Origin of the sequence: Vibrio sp. SG41-7, from assembly GCF_014164465.1 — a bacterium.
Classification (GTDB): domain Bacteria; phylum Pseudomonadota; class Gammaproteobacteria; order Enterobacterales; family Vibrionaceae; genus Vibrio; species Vibrio splendidus.
Genome location: NZ_JACJFF010000077.1, coordinates 1 through 23,138, shown reverse-complemented (window position 1 = coordinate 23,138; position 23,138 = coordinate 1). Strand labels below are relative to the sequence as shown.

Genomic DNA, 23,138 nt, shown 5'->3' with positions numbered 1-23,138 from the left:
TGTATTGCTTCCAGTTGGTTGTTTTGTAACGAGGCTTAGGCATAGGGCTACGAGAGAGGGTGGAGGTAGCTGATCAGATCGTAGGTTCTTGATTTAGTTCCATTGAATTACGCAACAAAGCCGCAAAAAAGTAGAGAAGTAAAAAGTCTCTGACATCTAGGCTAAAGGTGATTTGGATTTCAAAAATATAGTAAAGCGCCGCTACGGTTGCAGCACAAACAAAGCCACCAATCACAGGCTCTGGTAGTGAATACTTTCTTAATACTTCAGATCGTTCAATCAAACCTTTACCGATAAACAGTAACGAAATCGCGATAGTAAAAGAGAGCATTGGAGAAACTAGGATTTCTGTCATGGGGTAATGAATTCCTAATAGTTAGATTATTAATAATATTTCGTACTATTAATAATCTAGATTCATACCAAAAGATCAAGCGGTTATCGATGATAAAAACACCAAATATGGTTCAGTCTGCGACGCCATTAATAGAGGAAATAACTATAAAGAAATGATTAAAGGAACTGATACTAGGGGTGGATGTAGATGACGTGAAATATAGGGGCTCTAAAACGAGAAAACCCCAGCATTTCTGCTAGGGTTTTGAATAGTGGTGGAAGGATGGGGATTTGAACCCCAGATACGCTATAAACGTATACTCGCTTTCCAGGCGAGCGCCTTAAGCCACTCAGCCATCCTTCCACAAATTGAGTGTTGAGCTTGTCACTCAACGAGGCGCTACTTTATTGATTCTGCTTGCTTTGGTCAAGGGGCTTTGTCAAAAAAAGTGCCTTTTTCAGTTTGTTCGATTACAAATTAACTCATTAGATCAAAAACAAACCAAATTTCATTCTTTCGCTGCACTTACGCTTGTTGCTTTTCTTAAGCTTGTTGATAGTAGCCCGGAACTCGAAACCATTTACGGCACATATCTAAGAAGTAGCCATAAAGTACGCCCATACCACACGAGATAACCGCATTACTGGTTACAGCCGTAACGATCTGGTCGCTTGAAGCACCCACCGCCAATAAAATACCGGCATACACAGGCGACTGGAACAACACGTAAGCTAAAAGGTCAGAAATATTCTTCATCAACGAACTTTGTGAAAGCTTTGCACCATTACGTAAAAACCAATCACGAAAAAGACCATAAGGCCAAGCAATAGCAATGTTCACTGGGATAGATAACGTTCGAGAAGCGAGAGACTGCTCAAATGTCATACCAGAAATAAACACTTCTACGATCATGCCTGAAATAAAACAGAAAACGACCATAGCAAATGTATCCGCAGCTGCGTTTCGAATACAAAATGGACCACGAGACTTCATCGACGCCAAACCTAAAATATATCACTGCCTATTGAGTGAATTAGTAACATATAAACAAGGTGTATTTACACCCTACCAGATAATGTCGCTATTAAATCATAAGATTAGCAGTCATACATTCCAAATTAAAAATCAAGTTGTAAATTAACAACCAAAAACCTCTTAAAATGCAGTAGCTTCCACCAAAAAATCAAACCAAGGTCAAATATTGGACAATTCGTCATTTACTTACCGTAATTAAACAACATTTAAGCCATCGGTAGATTTACGGTAATGATATTAATGACATCTTGTGTAGGTGGTGCTCCTAAAGAAACCTGCTCTAGCGCTTTATCGACTTGTTCAGTAAGTTCAGCGTTGTTCATAGGTTCAACGTGGGCACGTAGACTCTCTAGTGCAAATTGAATCAGTTCTAGGTTGTTGTCTTCTAGCGCCACATACAGCGTCACCAATAGCTCTTCGGTGTTATCTTTATTTCGCAGATCAGGTTTAGGCAGTGACTCGCTTTTACTTTTCGAGTCGTGTTTTTTTACATCTTGGCTTTCGAGAGCATCCGCTTTTACTTCATGGTATTGGTAAAGCTTATTTGAATAGCGGAACAAGGCATCATCCAGTTCACGCTCATCAATCGGCTTAGCGATAATGTAGTCCACACCCGCCCCCAGCATACGTTCGCGAGTCTCTTTAAAGACATCAGCCGTACAACCAAATACCAGTACCGATGACACATCACCTATCAAAGCACGAATCGCAGTGGTTGATTCAACGCCATCCATCACAGGCATATGGTTATCCATGAGTACCAAATCAAAGCGCTCGGCAACCACGGCTTGTATTGCAAGTTCACCATTTTCGACGCTCTTACAAGTGAAACCTTTGCTGCTCATGAAGGTTTCAATGATCACCGTATTCGTTCGGTTATCCTCGACAATCAATACTTTTAAGCCTGAGTAGTCCAACTTCTTATGTGGCAAGCTCTCTATCTCGCCAGGCTGGCATGGCTGAATCTTCAAGCGAACATCAAAGCTCGTGCCTATCCCTTCTTCACTGGTGACGGTAATACTACCATCCATGAGTTGGGCAATTTTCTTCACTATCGCTAAGCCAAGGCCTGTACCGCCAAAACGCCTTGTTGTGGAAGACTCCGCTTGTTCGAAAGGTTTGAAAATACGCTTTTGAGCCTCCTTAGAAATACCAATTCCGGTGTCGCGAACTCGAATACTAAGATAGGTGTCACTCCCCTCTATGACTTCTTTCAAGTACACCTCGACAAAGCCTCTGGACGTAAACTTCACCGCGTTGTTCAAAAGATTAAACAAGATTTGTCGTAGACGTGCTTTATCTGAGAAGTACCAACGACCAGAAGGCACCTCAGAATACACTTTGAATTGCAGCCCTTTCTCTGAAGAGAGTGTGAAGTAGACACTGTTGATACTGCCGATGATCGAATCGAGTGGGAAGCGAGTCTCATCAAGATCCAGCCTTCCCTGCTCGATCTTCGAAAAGTCTAAGATTTCGTTTAGCAGGGTCATCATGTGATCACCAGACTCATACAAACTCTTAAGATGCTTCTCTTGTTCAGAATTTAGAGGCGTTTTTAATAGGATCTGAGCAGTACCCAATACCCCATTCATAGGGGTACGAATTTCATGTGACAGGGTCGCAAGGAAAGCGGTTTTTGCATTGGTGGATGCCTGAGCTTTAACCTTTTCCGCTTCAAGATAAATGGTCTTTTCGTTGAACGTTTTAATCAAGTGACCAATTTCGTCTTCACTTGAGTAGTCAACATCTATGATTTCGCCTGCTTTCGAGCTATCTAGCTGTGCGGCAATCGTTGTAATTGGACTAATCAAATAACGGTTCAATAAGTAATAGCCCGCCATCACACAAAGTAGCAATAGCGGAACAATACCGCCCTCAATACTCATCACCTGACGAAATACTTCGTCTGCTACACGTGACTTAGAATTAACTACATCCACTTGCCAACCGAAATCACCAAATTGATTGCTACTGATGTAGATCCCTTCAACGAGATTGAAGTTATGCGAAACTAACACTTGATTGAGTTTATCTCTGAGCATAATGCCAAGATTGTATTCTTCGGCGTGGTTCTTAATAAAGCCAAGCAGCTCTTCGAGCGAGAGATCCACCGTGGCAACACCGGCAAAAATGCCGTCGTAATAATAAGGCGATGAAGCGGTAATCATTCGAACGTGTGTGTATGGGTCGATATAGACATCGCTCCAAGAGATCGTTCCTTGTTCTTTGTTGACTACAGAGGTGTACCAATACTCTTCTTGATAAGGGGTGTTTTTAGGATTGTTATAAGAAAAAAGCTGATCAATTTTTCCATCGTCGGCTTTATTGAAAAAGTGGCTGTTAAGAAGCTTTTTAGGGTCAAGCGCATAAGGTTCAGGCCAAATTCCAGCACTGACGATCGTATCGTCGCTCGCCGCCAACATGAATTTAAAGAGCGGAATAACATCATCACCGTTACGATGCGCTTGAGCAAAGCCAACTAGACTATCAACAAAGCCTTGAGAGCTGCTGAGCGGCTCTGTAATCAATGCGGATAAAATTGCGTACGCAAGTCGAGGTTTTGTTGTAATTTGGCGCGCACAGGGGATTCTACGACGTAATACGTCACACTACCGACAATGGCAATAAACATCGCAAGGTATAACCCAAGCGCTACCATACTTTTTTTCTTTAAAGACGACCGTATCTGCATAATTCTTTTATTGTTTTCTTTTCTGTTAAACCTAGTGTTTATCATCCATGACATCAAGCCTTTTTAGATTGAAGCTTGATTGGCACAAGTTCATTGGTACTATAAGCGCAAATATGTTCCCTTTTACGGTACCTCACTTTGACTTTACAAGATATTCTTGCGCTTCCAGAGTTGGAAGGAAAGCTAATCACAGAACACAAAACAATGGGATTTGTCACTGCAATGGCTGCGGCACCTAATGTGTTAACCCCTCATGAGTGGCTACCGTTCTTATGGGGTGGCGAAGAAGTCGCGCCTTTTACGGATGGTGAGCAGCTAGAGAGCTACATTGAAGTTATCATCACGCTTTGGAATAAAACACGTCCTGAGCTAATTGAAGGAACGTGGGTTTGGCCTGAAGCTTGCCAATTGGATGATGCAGAAGTGGTGAATACCGCTGCTCGCGATTTCTGTGAAGGCTTACTTCAAGGCTGGCAGATCGCCCGTGATGACTGGGAAACATTGATGCCTGAAGAAAGCGAAGACAACGCACTCGTGGGCGGTGTGTTGCTTTCACTGAGCATGCTTTACGATCCAGAAACGTCAATTGCGACACTTGCAGAGCAAGGCATCGAAGGCCTAGAGCAATTTGAAGAGATCTTCAACGCTGTTCCTGTAATGCTTTGCGGATTAACGCAGCGTGGTATTGCACTGGCTGAAGCTCAATAAAGTTAGCTGTATACATACCCAAAAGGCCTCACAATGAGGCCTTTTTTCGTTGTTGGACGAGATTAAAATAGTAGCTCTAGAAGCCTTTCCAATCGAAGTCATCAATTCGCTCGTCGGCGATATAAAATAGTTTATTACCGCTGCTGACAACTTGGTCTAGTTCTGGGTTAAGTTCTATACCACTCCCCGTATCAATCGCGATCAGCGTTGCTTTGTACTTCTCTTTAAACACAGAGAAAATAGGCGCGACGGTGACAGGCTCAGCGTCTTCAGGGAAATACGTTGAATACTGTGTCATACCTCTTGTTGAGCTCAATAACTCTTGATGAAGCGCACTTGAACCTGGGTCTACCGCAGCCTTTGCTAGCATCTCTGCACCCACAGCCGGAATACATTCAGAGTTTGGACAGTGTTTGTGTAGCAGGTCGCTCAACGCTTCATCTTTAAAATAAACCAGTAAGTGAGCTTTCGGATTTCGGTTAGCACAGTAAAGTGCTGCAGACAGGGTAATGTCGTCTTCTGGGTTATCAATCAGGATGCAACTCGCAGACTCAATACCCGTTTTCTCCATCTCTTTGCCATCTGTGTAGCTGTTTACTTTGACGAAATTGATTTCACCGGGTAACGGGTTTTCGATATCTGAACGAGTACATAATACGATTGGTCGCTTACCCGTTTCTTCGTGTTGCAGCATGCGGATGAGGTGAATAGTTCTTTGTTCATTCCACCCCAACATCAAAATGTGGTTGTCCACTCTAACTCTCCTTTTCCCTAGCAAGCCCGCTCGCCAATATTCAACACCTTCTGTTGCCACTTTACCGAGTAATGCGGCAAAAAGGCTGAGTCCACCCGGAATCACAAATAGAATGACTATCCACTGCCCCGCAGCCGTGGTCGGTGACAAATCACCATAACCAACTGTAGAAGCCGTCACCACCAAGTAGTAAGCAAATACGGTAACCGAACTGGTTAAATCTGTTTCACCCGCCAAATACAGCATCGACCACGATAGAACTATGTAGCCAAGAAAAGTGAACAGTAAGTTTTTGCCATTCAAAACAAAGATGTTTGCTTTGATCCAGCGTTTGAGTTGTAACCAGATTATCATTCGAGCCTCAAATCTTAATCTCTTAGTTACATGCTAGAAAAAATACGCGATATCAACAAGATGTATCATCAGAAAAAGATACATGACCACAAAATTGATATTGTAGACCTATCTTCAGGTACAAAAAAACCAGCACTATCGGCTGGTTTTTTGTTGGTTAGATAAAAGAACGGCTTACGCGTTACCTTTTACCTGCACATTAAGCTGTTCAGCGAAATCTAGCATGCGGTTCAATGGGATAAGAGACTTAACACGTAGTTCGTCAGAAACGAAAATTTCGTGTTGCTTACCACCATGCTCTAGTGCATTTTCAATCGCTTCAAGGCCATTCATAGCCATCCAAGGACAGTGTGCGCAGCTGCGACACGTTGCACCAGCACCTGCAGTCGGCGCTTCAATCAGCTCTTTTTCAGGAACCAATTGCTGCATCTTAAAGAAGATACCTTTGTCTGTCGCGACAATCATCTGTGGATGAGGCAGCTCTTTCGCTTTCTTGATCAGTTGGCTTGTTGAACCCACAGCATCAGCCAGCTCAACCACGCTTGCTGGTGATTCTGGGTGAACCAAGATAGCCGCTTCTGGGTATACCGATTTCATTTTCTTCAAAGCATCAGCTGAGAACTCATCATGAACGATACACTCACCTTGCCAAAGCAACATGTCAGCGCCAGTTTGATTTGCGATGTAAGAACCTAGGTGACGGTCTGGGCCCCAAATAATGGGTTTGCCTTCAGCGTCTAGGCTTTCAACAATTTCCAAAGCGATGCTCGACGTAACGACCCAATCTGCACGTGCTTTAACAGCCGCAGAGGTGTTCGCGTATACAACTACGGTGTGGTCGGGGTGAGCATCACAAAATTCTGTAAACTTATCCGCAGGACAGCCAAGATCAAGTGAACATTCAGCTTCAAGCGTTGGCATTAAAATGCGTTTTTCAGGGGTAAGGATCTTTGCAGACTCACCCATAAAACGAACACCAGCGATGATCAAAGTGCTTGCTGAATGACGGTTACCAAACTTAGCCATTTCTAATGAATCGCCAACGAAACCACCAGTTTCTTCTGCCAGAGCCTGAATTTCAGGATCGGTGTAGTAGTGTGCAATTAGAACTGCATCTTTTTCTTGAAGTAGTTTTTTGATGTTTGCGATGTGGGCCTGTTTCTGAGCGTCGCTCAATGGAACTGGCTTTGCCGGAAACGGGTAAACTGTATCGATTTTATCTAGTATATGACTCATTGCTCTTGCTCTACGCAACTTCTTCCGAGGATTAGAGTATTCTACACAGGACAGCGATGAGGATCAAAAAGGATTGGTTGCAAGTAGTGACTAGCTAATGCTTAAAACGCATAAACAAGGCGATGTGTTGGCATCATAAAGAAGATAAGTAGACACCAAACGGGAGCGATCAGGTATAAAAAAGAGGTACCTGAGCACCCCTATTTTGTTTTACAAGTGGGTTTTAGCCACTTTAGCCGAAGCACTGTTTGGGTACTCGGTAACGACTTGTTGGTAATATTTCTTAGCTTGCGCCGCATTGTTGTTGCGTGCAGCTATGTCACCAAGCTTAACCAGTGCATCTGCTCGCTTATTTGAGTCTTTGTATGACACAACAGCGGCAAAGCTCTTCACGGCTTCTTTATCTTGCTTCTTAGCAAAATAAAGCTGACCTAACCAGTAGTGTGAGTTAGGTGTGAAGGTTGAATCTGGGAAGTCTTTTTGAAACTTTTGAAATGCTGCGATAGCACCCGTGTAGTCTCGTTGTTTTAGAATCATATCTACAGCATTTTGATAAGCGGTTTGCTCATCCACATCAGTACTGAACGTACCAGAAGCGTCTTTAGAGCCTTCGCTCGCCGCTACTGTTACCGTTGCTGTTCCTGCTGCTTTCACCTCGCCTCTCACACGATCCAGTTCAATGAACAGTTCGCGTTGGCGCTCTAGCATTTGCTTCATATCGTAGCTGTTTCGTTCCAGCTCACCACGAAGTTCACTGATCTCCAGTGCCATGTCGTCGATTTGCTGTTGCATTTGAAGCTGAACGAGATTGCGATTTTGAAGCAGGCGCTCTAAACGCTCAATATCTGATTCGTTAGATGCAGACGCTGCTCGAGAGGAAGATGATGAATTGGTTGCGGTGCTATTGAGATCGGATACTGGAGCTGGTGCAGCGAACGTAGTGTTCGCTGCACTTGCCAGTAACGAAAGCAAAATGACTCGCTTTGTGTTACTGAACATGAGGCAATTCCTCAATTATATAGTCTACTAAAATTAGTAAACTAGTACTGCGCGACGGTTTTTAGCGTACACATCTTCAGATTGACCTAGAAGAAGTGGCTTCTCTTCACCGTAGCTTACGATAGAGATTTGGTCTGCTTGAACACCTAGAGCTTGTAGGTATTTCGCTACAGCTTGTGCACGACGCTCGCCAAGTGCGATGTTGTACTCAGGAGTACCGCGTTCGTCAGCGTGACCTTCAATAGTAACGTTCATGTCAACGTTGTTGCTTAGGTAAGCTGCGTGAGCTGCTAGAATTTCTTCGTAGTCGCCAGCGATAGTAGAGTTATCGAATGCAAAGTAGATTGTTTGAGTTTCGCGTAGCGCTTGCTCTTTAAGCTCTTGCTCAGACAGTTGAGCGTTAGCATCAATTGGCGTTACAACAGTTGTGTCTACGTTGCCTTCTGAACCTGAAGTTGTTTGGTTGCTTTCAGTACCTGAAGTTGCAGATGTTGCTTCATCAGTTGAGCTACATGCCGTTACTGCCATCACTGGTAGTGCAATCATCAAGCCTTTAAGAACTTTGTTAAGTTGCATCTTTTTTTCCTTACGTTATCAAACTTAGTTTCTACAGCGACTAAGTGCTATAGATAGTTAATTGCCACAATAGTTAACACTATCAATAGCTAAAAGAATGTATCACTTCGCTAGAGGAACGGAGACCATGCAGGCGCTCTTACACGACCGTTGGTTGCCGGTAATCTAGCTTTAAAACGGCCATCGATAGAAACCATCGATAGTACGTTAGTTTTGTTATAAATAGAGCTATAGATAACCATACCTCCATTCGGTGCAATACTTGGAGATTCATCTAACAATGTCTTTGTTAGCACCTGAACCGCACCGGTTTCCAAATCTTGCTTAGCCAAGTTAAAACCTGAGTTGCTACGATTAACCATGATTAGGAATCGACCATCAGGGGTGATCTGGCCACCTAAGTTTTGGCTACCTTGCCAAGTAATACGAGATGTCGAATTATTGGACAAATTTACATTATAAATCTGTGGTTTACCACCACGATCCGATGTGAAAATAAGAGACTTGCCATCTGGGTGCCAGAATGGTTCCGTGTTATTAGAACGGCCACGAGTAATTTGAGTCAGCTTACGGCTAGCAAGGTCAAGTGTGTACACCTGAAGGCTGCCTGTTTTAGACAATACCAATGCCAATGTTTTACCATCTGGCGAGAATCTTGGCGCACCATTATGACGAGGGTATGACGTTACTTTCTCACGTTCACCCGTGTAAATATTCATGATAAATATTTCAGCTTGGCCATTTTGGAAACTCACATAAGCAAGCTTTTTACCGTCTGGTGACCATGCAGGTGACATTAGTGGTTGCTTAGAACGAAGCACCAAGCGCTCGTTAAACCCATCGTAGTCAGCAACACGAAGCTGGTATGGGTATTTATCTTTGTCGTTCACTACCACATAAGAAATACGAGTTAAGAACGCACCTTTTTCACCAGTCAGTTCTTCATAAACTAAATCAGAAATACGGTGTGCATACTCTCTCAAGCGTTTACCAGGAACTGTCGCTTTCTTATTGAACAACACGTGGTCTTTGGAAAGTACCAGTTGGCCCTCATCACTTAACGCACGGCTTTGTCCTTTGGTCAGTTGACCACGAACGATGTCGATCAGTTGATAGTTGACTACATATTGCCCTTCGGCATTTTTAGTGATGCTACCTGTTAGCAATGAATCAACGCCTAAGTTAGTCCAAGCATCAAAATCCACCTCACTTTCGCTGTAAGGCGTCTGTGGCATTTTGCTTGTTGCAACTGGGCTGAATTTACCACTGCGTTGTAAGTCAGAAGCAATAACCGCTGATACATCGTGTGGCAATGGCTCTGCGCCTTCCCAACGGAAAGGGACAATAGCGATAGGTCTTGCGGAGTTAATACCGTCTGTAATAACCAGCTCCAGTGCCGCGTGTGCAAACTGGCTGCTTGTAGCTATTAAGAAAACAAAACTCAGTAATAGTTTCTTTAACACAAGTTCGTCCTTTTACTCTGGTGATACAGTTAAGTTAATGTCTTTCAGTGATTTCACAATGTCTGGGTCTTTCGGCAACGGGTAAGATTGCACTTGTGCCACTGCACGCTTGGTTGCTGCACATAAACGGCTATCGCCATCTAAGATACTTAAGCTACCCAATATCGCGTTAGAGCCCGTTGGAATCAGCTTAAGGTTCACTCGACATGAGCGTCCTCTATAGCTGTCTTCTAACAACAGGTTCTGCTGAATCAGTTGGGTATAAATAGCGCCGTAACGCTGTGCTTCATCACTAATAAACTGTTGTCTTGCTGAAGAGTTTTGAGTCGATTCAGTCTCCAGCCCAGCAAAGATGTCGTTCAATGCTGCTTCTTGCTGTTTACGCTCTTTTTCAGCTCTTGTTGCAGCTTCTTTTGCTTTGCGCGCTTTCTCCGCTGCGGCTGCCGCTTCTTTCTCTTTAGCTATACGTTGCTTTTCAGCACGTTCAGCGGCTTCTTTTTCTTTACGAGCTTTATCTGCAGCTTCTTTCGCGGCCTTTTCTTTTGCCACGCGTTCTTGTTCAGCTTTAGCTATCGCCACTTCTTTGGCTTTGCGCTCTTTTTCCGCTTTCACAACCGCTGCTTCTTTCAATTTACGATCAGCTTCTGCTTTAGCGGCTTTCTTTTGTTCTTGCTTTAAACGAGCCTCTTCAACTTTACGTTGTTTTTCATTCTCAACTCGACGCTTTTCAGCTTCGCGAGCGGCTTTCGCTTCCTTAGACTGCTTTTCTTTCAGCTTTCGAATGTTCTCTTCTTCAGCTTTACGATTTTTTTCAAGTCGTTCGCTTTCGCGTCTTAGTTTGTCTAGACGCTCTTGCTCTTTCTTACTCGCCGCTTCTCTTTGTTGACGAATCTGTTGAGCTTGTTGGCGAACCAACTGAGGATCAATCACCACGGCTTGAACCATCTGCCCAGTAGGCTTTGGTTCCGACATTGTGAAATCCGCCCCCCAAATAAGCGCAACGAATAAGATGACGTGCAGCCCAAGAGAGATAAGAAGCGGTGATCTAAAATTATTGGATTTCTTATTATTCGCTTTCATGAATGCTACGGAGCTATTCCCTTATATCCGTTAATAGGCCAACCTTTGGCACACCTGCACGGCTTAATTCATCAAGTAATAAAACCACTTCAGCGTAAGGCGTTGCGGCATCACCACCAACCGCTACTGGAGAGTTTGGCTTAAGAGACAGCTCGGCTTTCACTCGGACGATAATGTCTTCCATTGATAAGCCACGCTGTACTTCTTCGTTATTCACACTCAAACCAAGCTCACCGTCTTTGTTCACTTCAACGATAATAAAGCTCGCATTGTCGTCACCCAATAGATCTTGTGCAGACTGAGCCGTTGAAGCCTTAGGCAATTCAACGTCTACACCTTGAGTAACGAATGGCGAAGTCACCATAAAAATAATCAGCAAAACAAGCATAACGTCGATGTAAGGTACAACGTTAATCTCTGCTGTCATTTTGCGTTTTTTAGGTTGGTATCCGGCCATCTATTATTCCCTGCCAGCCATCGCTTGACGGTGAAGAATACTGTGGAACTCTTCAGAGAAAGTCGCATAGTTGTGCTCTAGCTTACCGACTCGACTGCTAAAGCGGTTGTAAGCCATAACAGCAGGAATTGCAGCAAATAGGCCCATTGCTGTCGCGATCAGTGCCTCTGCAATACCAGGAGCAACCATTGCTAATGTCGCTTGCTTCACTTCACCTAATGCGATGAATGAGTGCATGATGCCCCAAACCGTACCAAATAGGCCGATGTATGGACTGATAGAACCGACCGTTGCTAGGAAAGGTAAGTTGGTTTCTAGCTCGTCTACTTCACGGGCAACCGCTACGCGCATTGCACGGCCAGTACCTTCCATAATGAAGTCAGGAGATGTTGCATTCGATTTACGAAGGCGAGCAAACTCAGTAAAGCCTGCGTAGAAAATTTCTTCAGTACCAGAAAGCTCGTCTTTGCGCTTATTGCTCTCTTGGTACAGTTTTGCGAGATCAACGCCTGACCAGAACTTATCTTCAAATACGTCAGTTTGTTTAGAAGCTTGAGATAATACTTTACTTCTTTTTATGATCATTGCCCAAGAAACAACAGACATGCCCATAAGAATCAGCATGACCATTTTAACTAGTAAGCTAGCTTCTAAAATTAGGCCTAAGATTGAGATTTCAGCAGTCACTATTCGTTAGCTCCGTGAGAATAAATGTTGGCATTGCTTTGGGTTTCATTTTTTGATTATCGATACATGCTACCTTAACCATTGCTTTACACAATGCCTTGCCATCAGGATTTACGATCTCTTGACAGAAGACCAAGGTAGCTCGCTTCAACTCGTAAATATTTGTAATGACTTGTAAAGAATCATCAAGTCGCGCACCTTGAATAAAATCAATGTCCATATGTCGGACTACAAAACCGATATTTTGTTCTAACAAGACTTGCTGAGAGACGCCAATTGAGCGCAACATCTCAGTTCGAGCGCGTTCGAAAAACTTAAGATAGTTTGAATGGTATACGACACCACCTGCATCGGTGTCTTCGTAATACACTGTCACTGGCCACGTAAATGGCTTAGATATTCCCTGCAATTTGATACCACAATCCAAAACGATAAAGATCTCACTATAACCTAACTCCTTATCATTAATAGTATATCGCTGTGAATTTTTTGATTTAATAGACGAAAAAAAAGGCCATCTGTATAAGATGACCTCTTTTTGGCTAAAAACCCAACAAGTATAAAGGTTCACGTCGTTATGAACCTAAATCTTCTGCCTTTTATAAAAGGCGCAACACCGTTAGGTAGAGCAAAATTGTGAGTGAAACGTATGGGCTAAACAGTAGCTGCCACATCCAAGCTCTAGGCTTAAATCCGATACCGTAAACCATGCTTGAGCACACTGCCCAAATGAACATTGGCCCGATGATCGCGTTAAAGCCACCGATGCTTGTCGCATACGCTTCAGGATCCCACATCACTAAACCAACATGCATGAAACCCAATATGAGGGATAAAGCTCTTAACAGAGTCTTATCCATTGGTTGATGCAGTTTAGCGATTTGCTCCGCGAGATTACTCACTGTCTTTATCCATCATTTCTGAATGCTCTAACCATAGAGCATTGATGATGCCGAATGCACATGCTAGAAGTACACCCAAAATCCATGCGAAATACCACATAAAATTTCTCCTAAGTTATTTAACTTCTAGCTTAGTAAGCTGAAACGTCGTTATCTTCGATGTGTTTCTTATCTAGACGACCGAACATTTTGTAGTATGTCCAAGTTGTGTAGCCAAGAATCACAGGAACCATTACCGCCGCAACTCCGGTCATAAGACCAAGCGTTAGCTCACTCGCTGTTGAATCCCACATAGTCAAACTATGGCTAGGGTTCAGGCTTGATGGCATTACGAATGGGAACATTGCAAAACCAGCCGTTAAAATAACACCAGCGTTAGATAGGCTTGAGAACAAGAATGCGAAACCACCACGCTCAAAGCGAGATGCAATCACAGCAAGCAGAGGCATTACTACACCAAGAATCGGTGCAGCCCACATTGCTGGATACGTTTCGAAGTTTGTCATCCAAGCACCAACTTGAAGTGATACTTCTTTGTTTAGTGGGTTTGAATCAGCAAACGTGTCCATCGTGCTAGTGATTACGTAGCCTTCAATAGACTGAACCCAGAAGCCACCAATAATGAACAGAGCAATAGCAATTAAGCCAGTGATCTGAGCAACGTTACGAGCGCGACTGTGCAGTTCTTCTGTTGTCTTCATTTGAAGCCATGTTGCACCTTGCATCACGAACAACATCAGAGCCAACACACCGCAAAGCAATGCAAATGGGTTAAGCAGAGCGAAGAACGTACCATGGTACTTAGACATCATAAATTCGTTCAGTTCAAATGGAACACCTTGTAGTAGGTTACCAAATGCCACACCGAAAATGATTGGTGGTACTGTGCCACTAAAGCAAAGTGCGTAGTCCCAAGTTTTACGCCATTTTGGATCTTCAATCTTAGAGCGGTAATCAAGAGCGAGTGGTCGTAACCAAAGCGCTGCTAACGTCGCGTACATTGCGAAGTAGAAACCAGAAAACGACGTTGCGTAAACCAGTGGCCATGCAGCAAACAATGCACCACCCGCAGTGATAAGCCAAACTTGGTTACCATCCCAGTGAGGGGCAATCGTGTTTAGCATAATACGGCGTTCAGTGTCGCTCTTACCGATAACAGGAGAAAGAGCTGCAACACCCATATCGAAGCCATCAGTTACGGCGAAACCAACCAGTAGAACACCGATCAATACCCACCAAATAAGTCGTAAGCTTTCGTAATCAAACATAATATTCCCTCACTTATACTTCGACTGAACGGCTAACTTTGTCTTCAACAGAGTTATCGTTTTGTTCGAAGTGGTAACGGCCTGTCTTTAAGCTACTTGGACCTTTACGTGCGAATTTCAGCATTAGGTAAACTTCAGCAATCAAGAACACTGTGTACAGTGCAAGAATCGCGAATAGAGAAGTCCAAAGCTGTTCAATAGTCAGTGCTGATGCAGCAACGTTAACCGGTAGGATTTCACCAACCGCCCATGGCTGACGACCAAACTCAGCAACGAACCAACCTGCTTCAATCGCAATCCAAGGTAGTGGGATTGAGAATAGCGCCGCTTTAAGTACCCATGGTTTCTGTTCGATCTTCTGACGACACGTTTGAACAAACGCCGCACCGAATACAAACAGCATGATGAAGCCACAAGCAACCATCAGACGGAATGACCAGAATAGAGGCCAAACAGTTGGGATAGAATCATCCGCAGCCATTTGGATTTGGTCTTCTGTTGCATCAACAACGTCGTCTGTGTAGCGCTTAAGAAGCAGACCGTAACCTAGGTCACCTTTCACTTCGTCGAACGCTGCTATGTTTTCTTCAGACTTATCACCTGAACGTAGCTTTTCAAGCAGCTCGTATGCGTACATACCAGTGCGGATACGATCAACGTGATCATCACGTAAGTCACGTAGGCCCGTTACTTCAGTATCAAGAGAACGCGTTGCAATGATGCCCATTACGTATGGGATTTTAATTGCGTAGTCAGTATTCATTGTTTCTTGGTTTGGAATACCAAAAACAGTAAATGCTGCTGGTGCTTCTTCAGTGTGCCACTCGGCTTCTACCGCAGCGAGCTTCACTTTTTGAACTTCACCAAGCTCGTAACCAGATTCATCGCCTAGTACGATTACTGACAAGATCGCCGCCATACCGAAAGATGCTGCAATCGCAAAAGAACGACGAGCAAAGGCAAGGTCACGACCTTTAAGAATGTAGTATGAGCTGATACCAAGGATGAACATTGCACCCGTAGTGTAACCAGACGCTACTGTGTGTACGAATTTAACCTGCGCTACTGGGTTTAGGACAACTTCAGCGAAGCTCACCATTTCCATACGCATGGTTTCAAAGTTAAATTCCGCACCCACTGGGTTTTGCATCCAGCCGTTCGCTACCAAGATCCAAAGCGCTGAGAAGTTAGAGCCAAGAGCTACTAACCACGTTACCGCTAAGTGCTGACGCTTCGACAATCTGTCCCAACCGAAGAAGAAAAGACCAACAAAAGTAGACTCTAGGAAGAATGCAACAAGCGCTTCGATAGCCAGCGGAGCACCAAAGATGTCGCCAACATAGTGAGAATAGTAAGACCAGTTAGTACCGAACTGGAACTCCATGGTTAAGCCTGTCGCTACACCAAGAGCAAAGTTAATACCAAACAATTTACCCCAGAACTTAGTCATGTCCTTGTAAATTTGCTTGCCAGTCATTACATAAACTGACTCCATAATGGCAAGTAGAAATGCCATACCTAAAGTCAGTGGAACAAATAGGAAGTGATACATCGCTGTAAATGCAAATTGCAATCGCGACAGATCAACAACATCAATCATGGTAACTCCTTTGTGTCGGCTGAATGACACTTGTGTGATTATTCACCGCAAAAATCCATGTTAAAACAATTTGTGTAATTGTTATTACAAATTGAAATTTGTAGCAAAAACGTACCGTTATAGTTAGATTATTGTTAAGCATGAGCTAATATAGCTGGCGCTAATATTACTGGTAAAATCAGTATGTTTCAAAAGGTTTATAGGAGAACCTTGCGTTGATTTGTATCAATTTTATTCGAGCAAATTAGAGTTATTTTTGTACAATCATGATTAAAATCACACCAATTTAGCCTCTGTTAATAACAGCGCATGATATCTGTGACAAAAGCTCAGCACCACTTCAACATACGAATTACAACTACCTATAAAGTATTAACAAAAAATATGACAACTTATTTCATTTTTTGCTAGCTAAATCAAACCTGCAATCAAAGTTTTCATTTTTGACAGAGGCTATTCAGCCTTTTTATCGAATCGCTCAAAGAGTTGTTATTCAATAAAAAGCAAAAAATCCCAGCGCTTATGCAACTGGGATCTTTGAAAATGAATAATTTAACGATTAGACGGTTTATCTATTCCAAAGTGTAAATACGCTCTGTCGGTCGCGATTCGACCTCTTGGCGTTCTTTGTAAGTAACCTTGCTGAATCAAGTAAGGCTCCAACACATCTTCAATGGTGTCTCTCTCTTCACCAATCGCAGCTGCCATGTTGTCGATACCAACCGGACCACCGCCAAACTTCTCCATTATCGCAAGCAGAAGCTTTCTATCCATGTAGTCAAAACCTTTGGCGTCAACGTCTAGCATGTTGAGTGCTTTATCTGCAACATCTGGGCAAATATGTCCATTGCCTTTCACTTCCGCATAGTCACGAACACGACGTAGTAAACGGTTAGCAATACGTGGTGTACCACGCGCACGGCGAGCAATTTCTAATGCACCTTCAGACTCCAGAGATAAGCCAAGGCAATCCGCGCTGCGTTGAACGATATTTTGAAGATCTTCGACTTTGTAGTACTCAAGACGCTGGGTAATGCCGAAACGGTCACGTAACGGAGACGTCAGTGAGCCAGCGCGAGTGGTTGCGCCAATCAAAGTGAAAGGAGGAAGATCAATCTTGATAGAACGTGCCGCAGGGCCTTCACCAATCATGATATCCAATTGGTAATCTTCCATTGCTGGATACAACACCTCTTCAACCACTGGGCTTAGACGGTGGATCTCATCAATGAACAGCACATCATTTTCTTCAAGGTTAGTCAGTAGAGCCGCAAGGTCACCGGCTTTCTCAAGAACAGGGCCTGAAGTGGTACGGATGCTTACATCCATTTCATTGGCAACGATGTTTGCCAACGTGGTTTTACCTAAACCGGGAGGGCCAAAAATCAACAGATGATCCAGAGCTTCATTTCGCATTTGAGCGGCTTGAATGAAAATCTCCATCTGGTTACGAACGTGGTCCTGACCTTGATAGTCGGCAAGTGCTTTAGGGCGTATTGCGCGATCAATGACATCTTCATCTTTAAAGACCGGACTATCCGGTGCAATCAGGCGATCGGCTTCAATCATAAATTCTGTTATTCCTAACTCTGCTCTTCCTGACTCTGCGCTTCTTGACTCTGTGTAAAGGCAAAGTGAATGAGTCTATTTTGTAGAACAAGTATATGAGGTATTAAACCATCGACTTTAGTGCTTCGCGAATCAATTGTTCACTTGTCATGCCATCTTTAGCCACTTGAGCAACAACTTTAGAGGCTTGAGTTGGTTTATAGCCCAGTGCAAGTAATGCGCTTACTGCTTCTTCTTCAGCATCGTGAACCGTTGGCATAGAGTCCATTGGCGCTGCATCCGTCGCAGGCGTAAACAGATCACCTGCGCCCCATCCTTTCAAGCGGTCTTTCATTTCAACGACAAGACGCTCTGCGGTTTTCTTACCCACACCCGGAAGTTTAACTAGCGTAGAGATATCTTCACGTTCAACACTCTGAACAAACTGGCTAGCGGTCATGCCTGAAAGTATGCCTAGGCCTAGCTTAGGACCGACACCATTCGCTTTGATCACTTCACGGAACAAGGCACGCTCTTTAACGGTGTTAAAACCATAAAGTAGCTGAGCATCTTCGCGTACGACAAAGTGAGTGTAGATAATTGCCTCTTCGCCAACGTTTGGTAATTCATAAAAACAGCTCATTGGCATTTGTACTTCATAACCAACACCACTGACTTCGATTAGCAACTCTGGTGGCTGTTTTTCTATTAATGTACCGCGTAGGCGTCCGATCACAATTCACTCTCTTGATGGAATATTATTTGACGGACAGAATATAAAAGAACTGGATGCTTATCCAGTTCTTTGTGTTTATTAAGGTGATTTATTTAAGCTTGCTTAGCTTGGGAAACCACACTATTCAGGCTTTCAACCAGTTCTTTTACCGAAGTAACATGGCCTGTTAATTCAGAACCATAATTAGCCACTAAACCCGATACTGATTTAGTTTCTGCAACACTCTGCGCCACCTCTGAACTCGCGAGATCGAGTTCTTTCAGTGAGCTCATCTGCATCGCCATAATATTGGTGAGCTGATTAACATCAGTAGAAATGGTTTGAACCTCAGATATGATACCGTTCATTTCATTCGCCGTAGTTTCAATAATGGCTCGACCGTTTTCCACTTCTTCTTTACTCCGGTCTAACAAAGTTCGAATCTCTATCGCTGAATGGCTGCTTTTCGCTGATAGCTCTCTCACTTGATCGGCCACCACAGCAAAACCTCGTCCTTGTTCACCGGCTCGAGCGGCTTCAATTGCTGCGTTGAGTGCTAATAGGTTGGTTTGTTCGGCTACGGAAGTAATCAAATCGGCGACTTTCATGATCTCTTGATTACTTTGAATGATCTGGCTGATTGCACTGGTTGAGGCTTCTAATGACTCGGAGCTCTTTTGCGCTTTGGTTCCAACCGCTTCACTGCGCTCTTTCAGTTCACCCACAAATGAATTGGATTCTTCGATACCTTGAGTCATTTGATGTAGTTGTTGGCTCATCTGTTCTGCTGCACTCGCCTGAGATTCACAATTGATGTTCAACACCTCAACTTGAGCATGCAGATCTTGCGACTGCTGGTCTAAATGAACAGATACGCCCTGTAAGCTTTCAGAGTTTGAGTTAGCTTGGTCAAGGACAATAGAAAGTCGACCTTCACTTTGCGTCGCTTGGTTGGCAACGTATTGGCTTTCTGAAATCGCATCCTCTGCCATTTCGATTGCCACCTCTTTTTGCTTAGCGGTAAAGGCTTGGGCAATGCAGATCACCACCAGCGGCATAATCACACCAGACCAAGTTTCTACCACTACCGCATCAGGGGTTAACTCAAGCTGGGGAAATGCAAATCCATTGATATGTGCTGAGGTCATCACTAATGAAACACCGATAACCAGTCCACTCCACACCAAAGCCACAATTCGTGTTCCTGACAAGAAGAAAGCGACCACTAACAACGGCACCCAATAAGCTTGAGTGGAAGCCACAACCCCACCACTTTGATAAATGATGTTCAACGCGTGTACCGCCATGCCGACAAAACCAAAGTTAAGTGCAAGGCTCGGCTTACTCGTTACACGAAGTAGCAGTGCAGAGATCAGTTCGAATACGATAAGAAATACAGATGTGGCGATCAGAAGTTGCTCTTCGTGCTTAGTCCACTTGATTAAGCTATAGACACCCACGAAGAATGCGATAAAAGTGAAGAGTAATAAGATATCGGCTTGTCTGACTTCGTTGTTACTCCACCCATTGCTTTTAGGTAGAAACAGCGCGCGCCACAGCTTGATTGGGTTCATCAGTGATCATCCTTGATTAACTTGTAAGACCTCTGACCAATGTTAATAACATGTTAAATGATACGCAATGTTATTATCTGGGTTATGTTCGAAAGATCTCATTTCATCAAGGATTTAGAGGCGTATTGTTTTGATATGAGCCAAACAGGGCGTAAGGCTCATCGAAAGAAAACTTCTAGAAAGCGATGGGGGATTAACGGTAGCGTCCTTTTCTCGCACCTGTCGCTTTACCTGCCAGTGCAACCAAGGTTTTATTGGTGTTAGCGTGAGTGATTGCTACGCCGAGAGCATCGGCAGCATCAGCCTGTGGTTTGGCAGGTAGCTTGAGCATGCTCATCACCATGTTCTGAACCATCGACTTATCAGCACCACCATTACCTGTCACCGCTTGTTTGATCAAACGAGCCGCATATTCATGTACAGGTAAATCTGCATTCACCGCTGCTACAATCGCACTACCACGAGCTTGACCAAGTTTAAGTGCTGAATCGGCATTCTTCGCCATGAACACTTGTTCGATCGCGAATACATCAGGCTGAAACTGAGTAATGATCTCACTAACGCCCGCATAGATTTGCTTTAAGCGACCTGGCAGTTCTTTTTCGGAAGTGCGAATACAACCACTACCTAAGTAATATAGATGGCGGCCATTTTGACGAATCACGCCATAGCCGGTAATGCGAGAGCCAGGGTCAATCCCTAAGATAATAGACATAACTTCAATACTGATTATTTATACATGCTTTATGAGCTTAGTATATCGAACGCAAAAAAAAATGCCCGTCAAATTAACGGGCATTTCGTTGTTCTGCGAAAGAAAAAATTCTATCAAAAACTAAGTTTTGTTGAAAGTTTAAGTGCTATCTAAGACTTAAGCTCTATCGAAAACTCACTGCTTGATTAGAAAGTTGAGCTTAATCGTTTGATTAGTCTTCTTTCTTCGCTAAGTTAACAGCGATTGCTAGCTCTTCCAGTGATGCTGGGTTTGCTAGGCTTGGCGCGTCTGTTAACAGACATGCTGCAGCTGTTGTTTTCGGGAATGCGATAACGTCACGGATGTTCTCTGTACCACAAAGAAGCATTGCTAAACGGTCAAGACCGAATGCTAGACCTGCGTGTGGTGGCGTACCGTACTTAAGTGCTTCAAGTAGGAAACCGAACTTCTCTTGTTGCTCTTTAGCTTCGATACCTAGGATACCGAATACAGCCGTTTGCATTTCTGCGCTGTGAATACGTACAGAACCGCCGCCGACTTCGTAGCCGTTGATTACCATGTCGTAGGCATCAGAGTTAGCTGCTGCTGGGTTCGATTTTAGCTCTTCCGCGTTCACACCAAGTGGTGATGTGAATGGGTGGTGCATAGCGTGAAGATTGCCTTCGCCATCTTCTTCGAACATTGGGAAATCAATAACCCAAAGTGGAGCCCACGCTTTCTTATCTGTTAGCTCTAGGTCATCACCTAGCTTGATACGAAGTGCGCCCATTGCTTCAGCAACGATGTTCGCTTTATCTGCACCAAATAGGATGATATCGCCAGATTCAGCTTGAGTGCGCTCAAGAAGACCGTTGATCACGTCTTCGTTTAGGAACTTAGCAACTGGAGATTGGATACCTTCCATGCCAGCAGCACGGTCGTTAACCTTCATCCAAGCTAGACCTTTCGCGCCGTAGATACCTACATGCTCTGCGTAACCGTCGATTTGCTTACGAGTTAGCTTAGCGCCACCTGGTACACGGATAACCGCTACGCGACCTTTTTCGTCGTTCGCAGGGCCAGAGAATACTTTGAACTCAACGTCTTTAACCAAGTCAGCAACGTCTACTAATTCTAGTGGGTTACGTAGGTCTGGCTTATCAGAACCGAAACGACGAATCGCTTCAGAGAAAGGCATAACTGGGAATTGGCCCAGTTCAACATCTAGAAGCTCTTTCCACATATCGTGAACGAGCTTCTCAGTGATGTTACGCACTTCTTGAGAAGACATGAACGATGTTTCGATATCGATTTGAGTAAATTCAGGCTGACGGTCAGCACGTAAATCTTCATCACGGAAACATTTAACGATTTGGTAGTAACGGTCAAAACCAGACATCATCAGCAATTGTTTGAACAGCTGAGGAGATTGAGGAAGTGCGTAGAAGCTACCTTTGTGAACACGGCTTGGTACTAGGTAATCACGAGCGCCTTCAGGTGTCGCTTTCGTTAGTACTGGTGTTTCGATGTCTAGGAATAGGTTCTCATCTAGGAAACGACGAACGAAGCTAGAAGCACGTGCACGAAGCTTGATACGATCGCTCATTTCTGGACGACGAAGATCGATGTAACGGTACTTAAGACGCTGCTCTTCAGAGTTCGTTTGGTTGAAGTCTAGTGGAAGCGCTTCTGAACGGTTGATGATCTCTAGGCCAGTTGCGTAAAGCTCAACTTCACCCGTCGCCATATCTTTATTTACTTGGCTGTCAGGACGAACACGTACTTCACCAGTAAATTTGATACAGAATTCATTACGCAGTTGGTTAGCGATCGGGAAGATATCTTTCATATCTGGATCGACAACAACCTGAACGACGCCTTCACGATCTCGCATATCGATAAAGATAAGACCGCCTAAATCACGGCGACGGTTTACCCAGCCGCACAATTCTACAGTTTGTCCCGCCAGGGACTTGTTCAGGTTACCACAGTAATGGGTACGCATAATGAATTTCCCAATCTCTTAATTATTTACTAGTTTCCAAGCTGTCAGTGGTCATTCCACATAACAGAGCAAAGGAACATTTATACGCGGAAACTCGTTTAAAATCGACCTTCCACATTCGAATTTATTGTGTTTTATCTGGCTTTGCTGCTTTTTAGCCCATCAAGTGCGCAAAGATTCATCAAAACCGAAAAAATTGCGCTAATTATATCTCGAAAGTACCTTAATCAGCAAAACTCTCGTACAGTAGATTTTAGGGCGCGTTGACCTTTCGTGGTTAAATTTTGTTCGAGATAAAAGCGTTTTAATCGCGGCGAGGGGGAAGTAGCCTAGGGCGTGTTGATCTTTCGTGAGTGTTTTTTGAACAGCATGGTAAAGAGTTATAATTTGCTTCGCCAAAAGTAAAACCATAACCAATACCATGCCAAGAACAATGCTAACTGATATTCGCTGG

20 protein-coding genes, 1 tRNA gene and 2 pseudogenes are annotated in these 23,138 nt (G+C 43.8%); 1 reads left to right on the top strand and 22 read right to left on the bottom strand.

Translation table 11 applies throughout. The annotated features are described in order from the left end of the window. Positions 1 to 115 precede the first annotated feature (115 nt). The 4 genes and pseudogenes from H5300_RS18190 to H5300_RS18175 form a co-directional block, all read right to left on the bottom strand. Positions 116 to 355, bottom strand: a pseudogene (locus tag H5300_RS18190) (sodium/glutamate symporter); the annotation flags it as partial. A 254-nt stretch (positions 356 to 609) separates the two neighbouring features. Beyond that, positions 610 to 700 (bottom strand) — tRNA-Ser (locus tag H5300_RS18185). Between the two features lie 180 nt (positions 701 to 880). Beyond that, the gene (locus H5300_RS18180; protein WP_004736492.1) at positions 881 to 1,330 is read right to left on the bottom strand and encodes an L-alanine exporter AlaE; all 450 of its coding nucleotides are present in this window, start codon (positions 1,328 to 1,330) and stop codon (positions 881 to 883) included. Between the two features lie 248 nt (positions 1,331 to 1,578). After that, positions 1,579 to 4,031: pseudogene (locus tag H5300_RS18175) on the bottom strand (ATP-binding protein). Between the two features lie 171 nt (positions 4,032 to 4,202). Between H5300_RS18175 and H5300_RS18170 the strand changes: the two are divergent. Next, positions 4,203 to 4,772, top strand: coding sequence for a UPF0149 family protein (locus H5300_RS18170; protein WP_017083925.1), 570 nt, complete (start codon positions 4,203 to 4,205; stop codon positions 4,770 to 4,772). Between the two features lie 76 nt (positions 4,773 to 4,848). Here the strand turns inward: H5300_RS18170 and H5300_RS18165 are convergent, their stop codons facing one another. The 18 genes from H5300_RS18165 to aspS all read right to left on the bottom strand — a co-directional run bounded on the left by H5300_RS18165 (position 4,849) and on the right by aspS (position 22,684). Then, entirely contained in the window at positions 4,849 to 5,880 is a 1,032-nt protein-coding gene (locus tag H5300_RS18165; RefSeq protein WP_108156093.1) for a potassium channel family protein, read from the bottom strand. Positions 5,881 to 6,054: 174 nt separating this feature from the next. Further along, complete coding sequence (nadA, locus tag H5300_RS18160) at positions 6,055 to 7,116, bottom strand: quinolinate synthase NadA (protein ID WP_017092162.1); 1,062 nt, start codon at positions 7,114 to 7,116, stop codon at positions 6,055 to 6,057. Between the two features lie 210 nt (positions 7,117 to 7,326). After that, positions 7,327 to 8,115, bottom strand: a complete 789-nt coding sequence (gene ybgF, locus H5300_RS18155; protein ID WP_151416768.1) for a tol-pal system protein YbgF — start codon at positions 8,113 to 8,115, stop codon at positions 7,327 to 7,329. Between the two features lie 33 nt (positions 8,116 to 8,148). Then, positions 8,149 to 8,691, bottom strand: a complete 543-nt coding sequence (gene pal, locus H5300_RS18150; RefSeq protein ID WP_004736484.1) for a peptidoglycan-associated lipoprotein Pal — start codon at positions 8,689 to 8,691, stop codon at positions 8,149 to 8,151. A gap of 110 nt (positions 8,692 to 8,801) precedes the next feature. Continuing rightward, positions 8,802 to 10,154 carry a Tol-Pal system beta propeller repeat protein TolB gene (tolB, locus tag H5300_RS18145; protein WP_017083928.1) on the bottom strand — a complete coding sequence of 451 codons (1,353 nt, stop codon included), beginning with the start codon at positions 10,152 to 10,154 and terminating at the stop codon, positions 8,802 to 8,804. Positions 10,155 to 10,166: 12 nt separating this feature from the next. Further along, positions 10,167 to 11,234: a cell envelope integrity protein TolA gene (gene tolA, locus H5300_RS18140; protein WP_182796554.1), complete on the bottom strand. Its 1,068-nt coding sequence runs from the start codon at positions 11,232 to 11,234 to the stop codon at positions 10,167 to 10,169. A 13-nt stretch (positions 11,235 to 11,247) separates the two neighbouring features. Then, entirely contained in the window at positions 11,248 to 11,691 is a 444-nt protein-coding gene (gene tolR, locus H5300_RS18135) for a protein TolR (RefSeq protein ID WP_004736481.1), read from the bottom strand. 3 nt (positions 11,692 to 11,694) lie between these two features. Next, complete coding sequence (gene tolQ, locus H5300_RS18130) at positions 11,695 to 12,378, bottom strand: protein TolQ (protein WP_004736480.1); 684 nt, start codon at positions 12,376 to 12,378, stop codon at positions 11,695 to 11,697. Next, a complete protein-coding gene (gene ybgC / locus H5300_RS18125) occupies positions 12,368 to 12,805 on the bottom strand; it encodes a tol-pal system-associated acyl-CoA thioesterase (protein WP_017078182.1) in 438 nt (145 codons plus the stop codon). The genes tolQ and ybgC overlap by 11 nt, the downstream gene beginning before the upstream one ends. Positions 12,806 to 12,977: 172 nt before the next feature. Continuing rightward, positions 12,978 to 13,280: a cyd operon protein YbgE gene (gene ybgE / locus H5300_RS18120; protein ID WP_004736478.1), complete on the bottom strand. Its 303-nt coding sequence runs from the start codon at positions 13,278 to 13,280 to the stop codon at positions 12,978 to 12,980. After that, the gene (cydX, locus tag H5300_RS18115) at positions 13,273 to 13,380 is read right to left on the bottom strand and encodes a cytochrome bd-I oxidase subunit CydX (RefSeq protein WP_000270284.1); all 108 of its coding nucleotides are present in this window, start codon (positions 13,378 to 13,380) and stop codon (positions 13,273 to 13,275) included. The genes ybgE and cydX overlap by 8 nt, the downstream gene beginning before the upstream one ends. A gap of 31 nt (positions 13,381 to 13,411) precedes the next feature. Then, a complete protein-coding gene (cydB, locus tag H5300_RS18110) occupies positions 13,412 to 14,548 on the bottom strand; it encodes a cytochrome d ubiquinol oxidase subunit II (protein ID WP_017078181.1) in 1,137 nt (378 codons plus the stop codon). A gap of 13 nt (positions 14,549 to 14,561) precedes the next feature. Next, positions 14,562 to 16,148, bottom strand: coding sequence for a cytochrome ubiquinol oxidase subunit I (gene cydA, locus H5300_RS18105; RefSeq protein ID WP_004736475.1), 1,587 nt, complete (start codon positions 16,146 to 16,148; stop codon positions 14,562 to 14,564). Positions 16,149 to 16,700: 552 nt separating this feature from the next. After that, complete coding sequence (gene ruvB / locus H5300_RS18100; RefSeq protein ID WP_182796553.1) at positions 16,701 to 17,717, bottom strand: Holliday junction branch migration DNA helicase RuvB; 1,017 nt, start codon at positions 17,715 to 17,717, stop codon at positions 16,701 to 16,703. Positions 17,718 to 17,820: 103 nt separating this feature from the next. Beyond that, positions 17,821 to 18,432 (bottom strand): Holliday junction branch migration protein RuvA, encoded by a 612-nt coding sequence (gene ruvA / locus H5300_RS18095; protein WP_017076435.1) that lies wholly within the window; start codon positions 18,430 to 18,432, stop codon positions 17,821 to 17,823. Between the two features lie 92 nt (positions 18,433 to 18,524). Continuing rightward, positions 18,525 to 19,985 carry a methyl-accepting chemotaxis protein gene (locus tag H5300_RS18090; RefSeq protein ID WP_182796552.1) on the bottom strand — a complete coding sequence of 487 codons (1,461 nt, stop codon included), beginning with the start codon at positions 19,983 to 19,985 and terminating at the stop codon, positions 18,525 to 18,527. A 193-nt stretch (positions 19,986 to 20,178) separates the two neighbouring features. Next, a complete protein-coding gene (ruvC, locus tag H5300_RS18085; RefSeq protein ID WP_004736470.1) occupies positions 20,179 to 20,700 on the bottom strand; it encodes a crossover junction endodeoxyribonuclease RuvC in 522 nt (173 codons plus the stop codon). Positions 20,701 to 20,911: 211 nt separating this feature from the next. Then, positions 20,912 to 22,684: an aspartate--tRNA ligase gene (gene aspS / locus H5300_RS18080; protein WP_004736469.1), complete on the bottom strand. Its 1,773-nt coding sequence runs from the start codon at positions 22,682 to 22,684 to the stop codon at positions 20,912 to 20,914. Between the last annotated feature and the right edge of the window lie 454 nt (positions 22,685 to 23,138).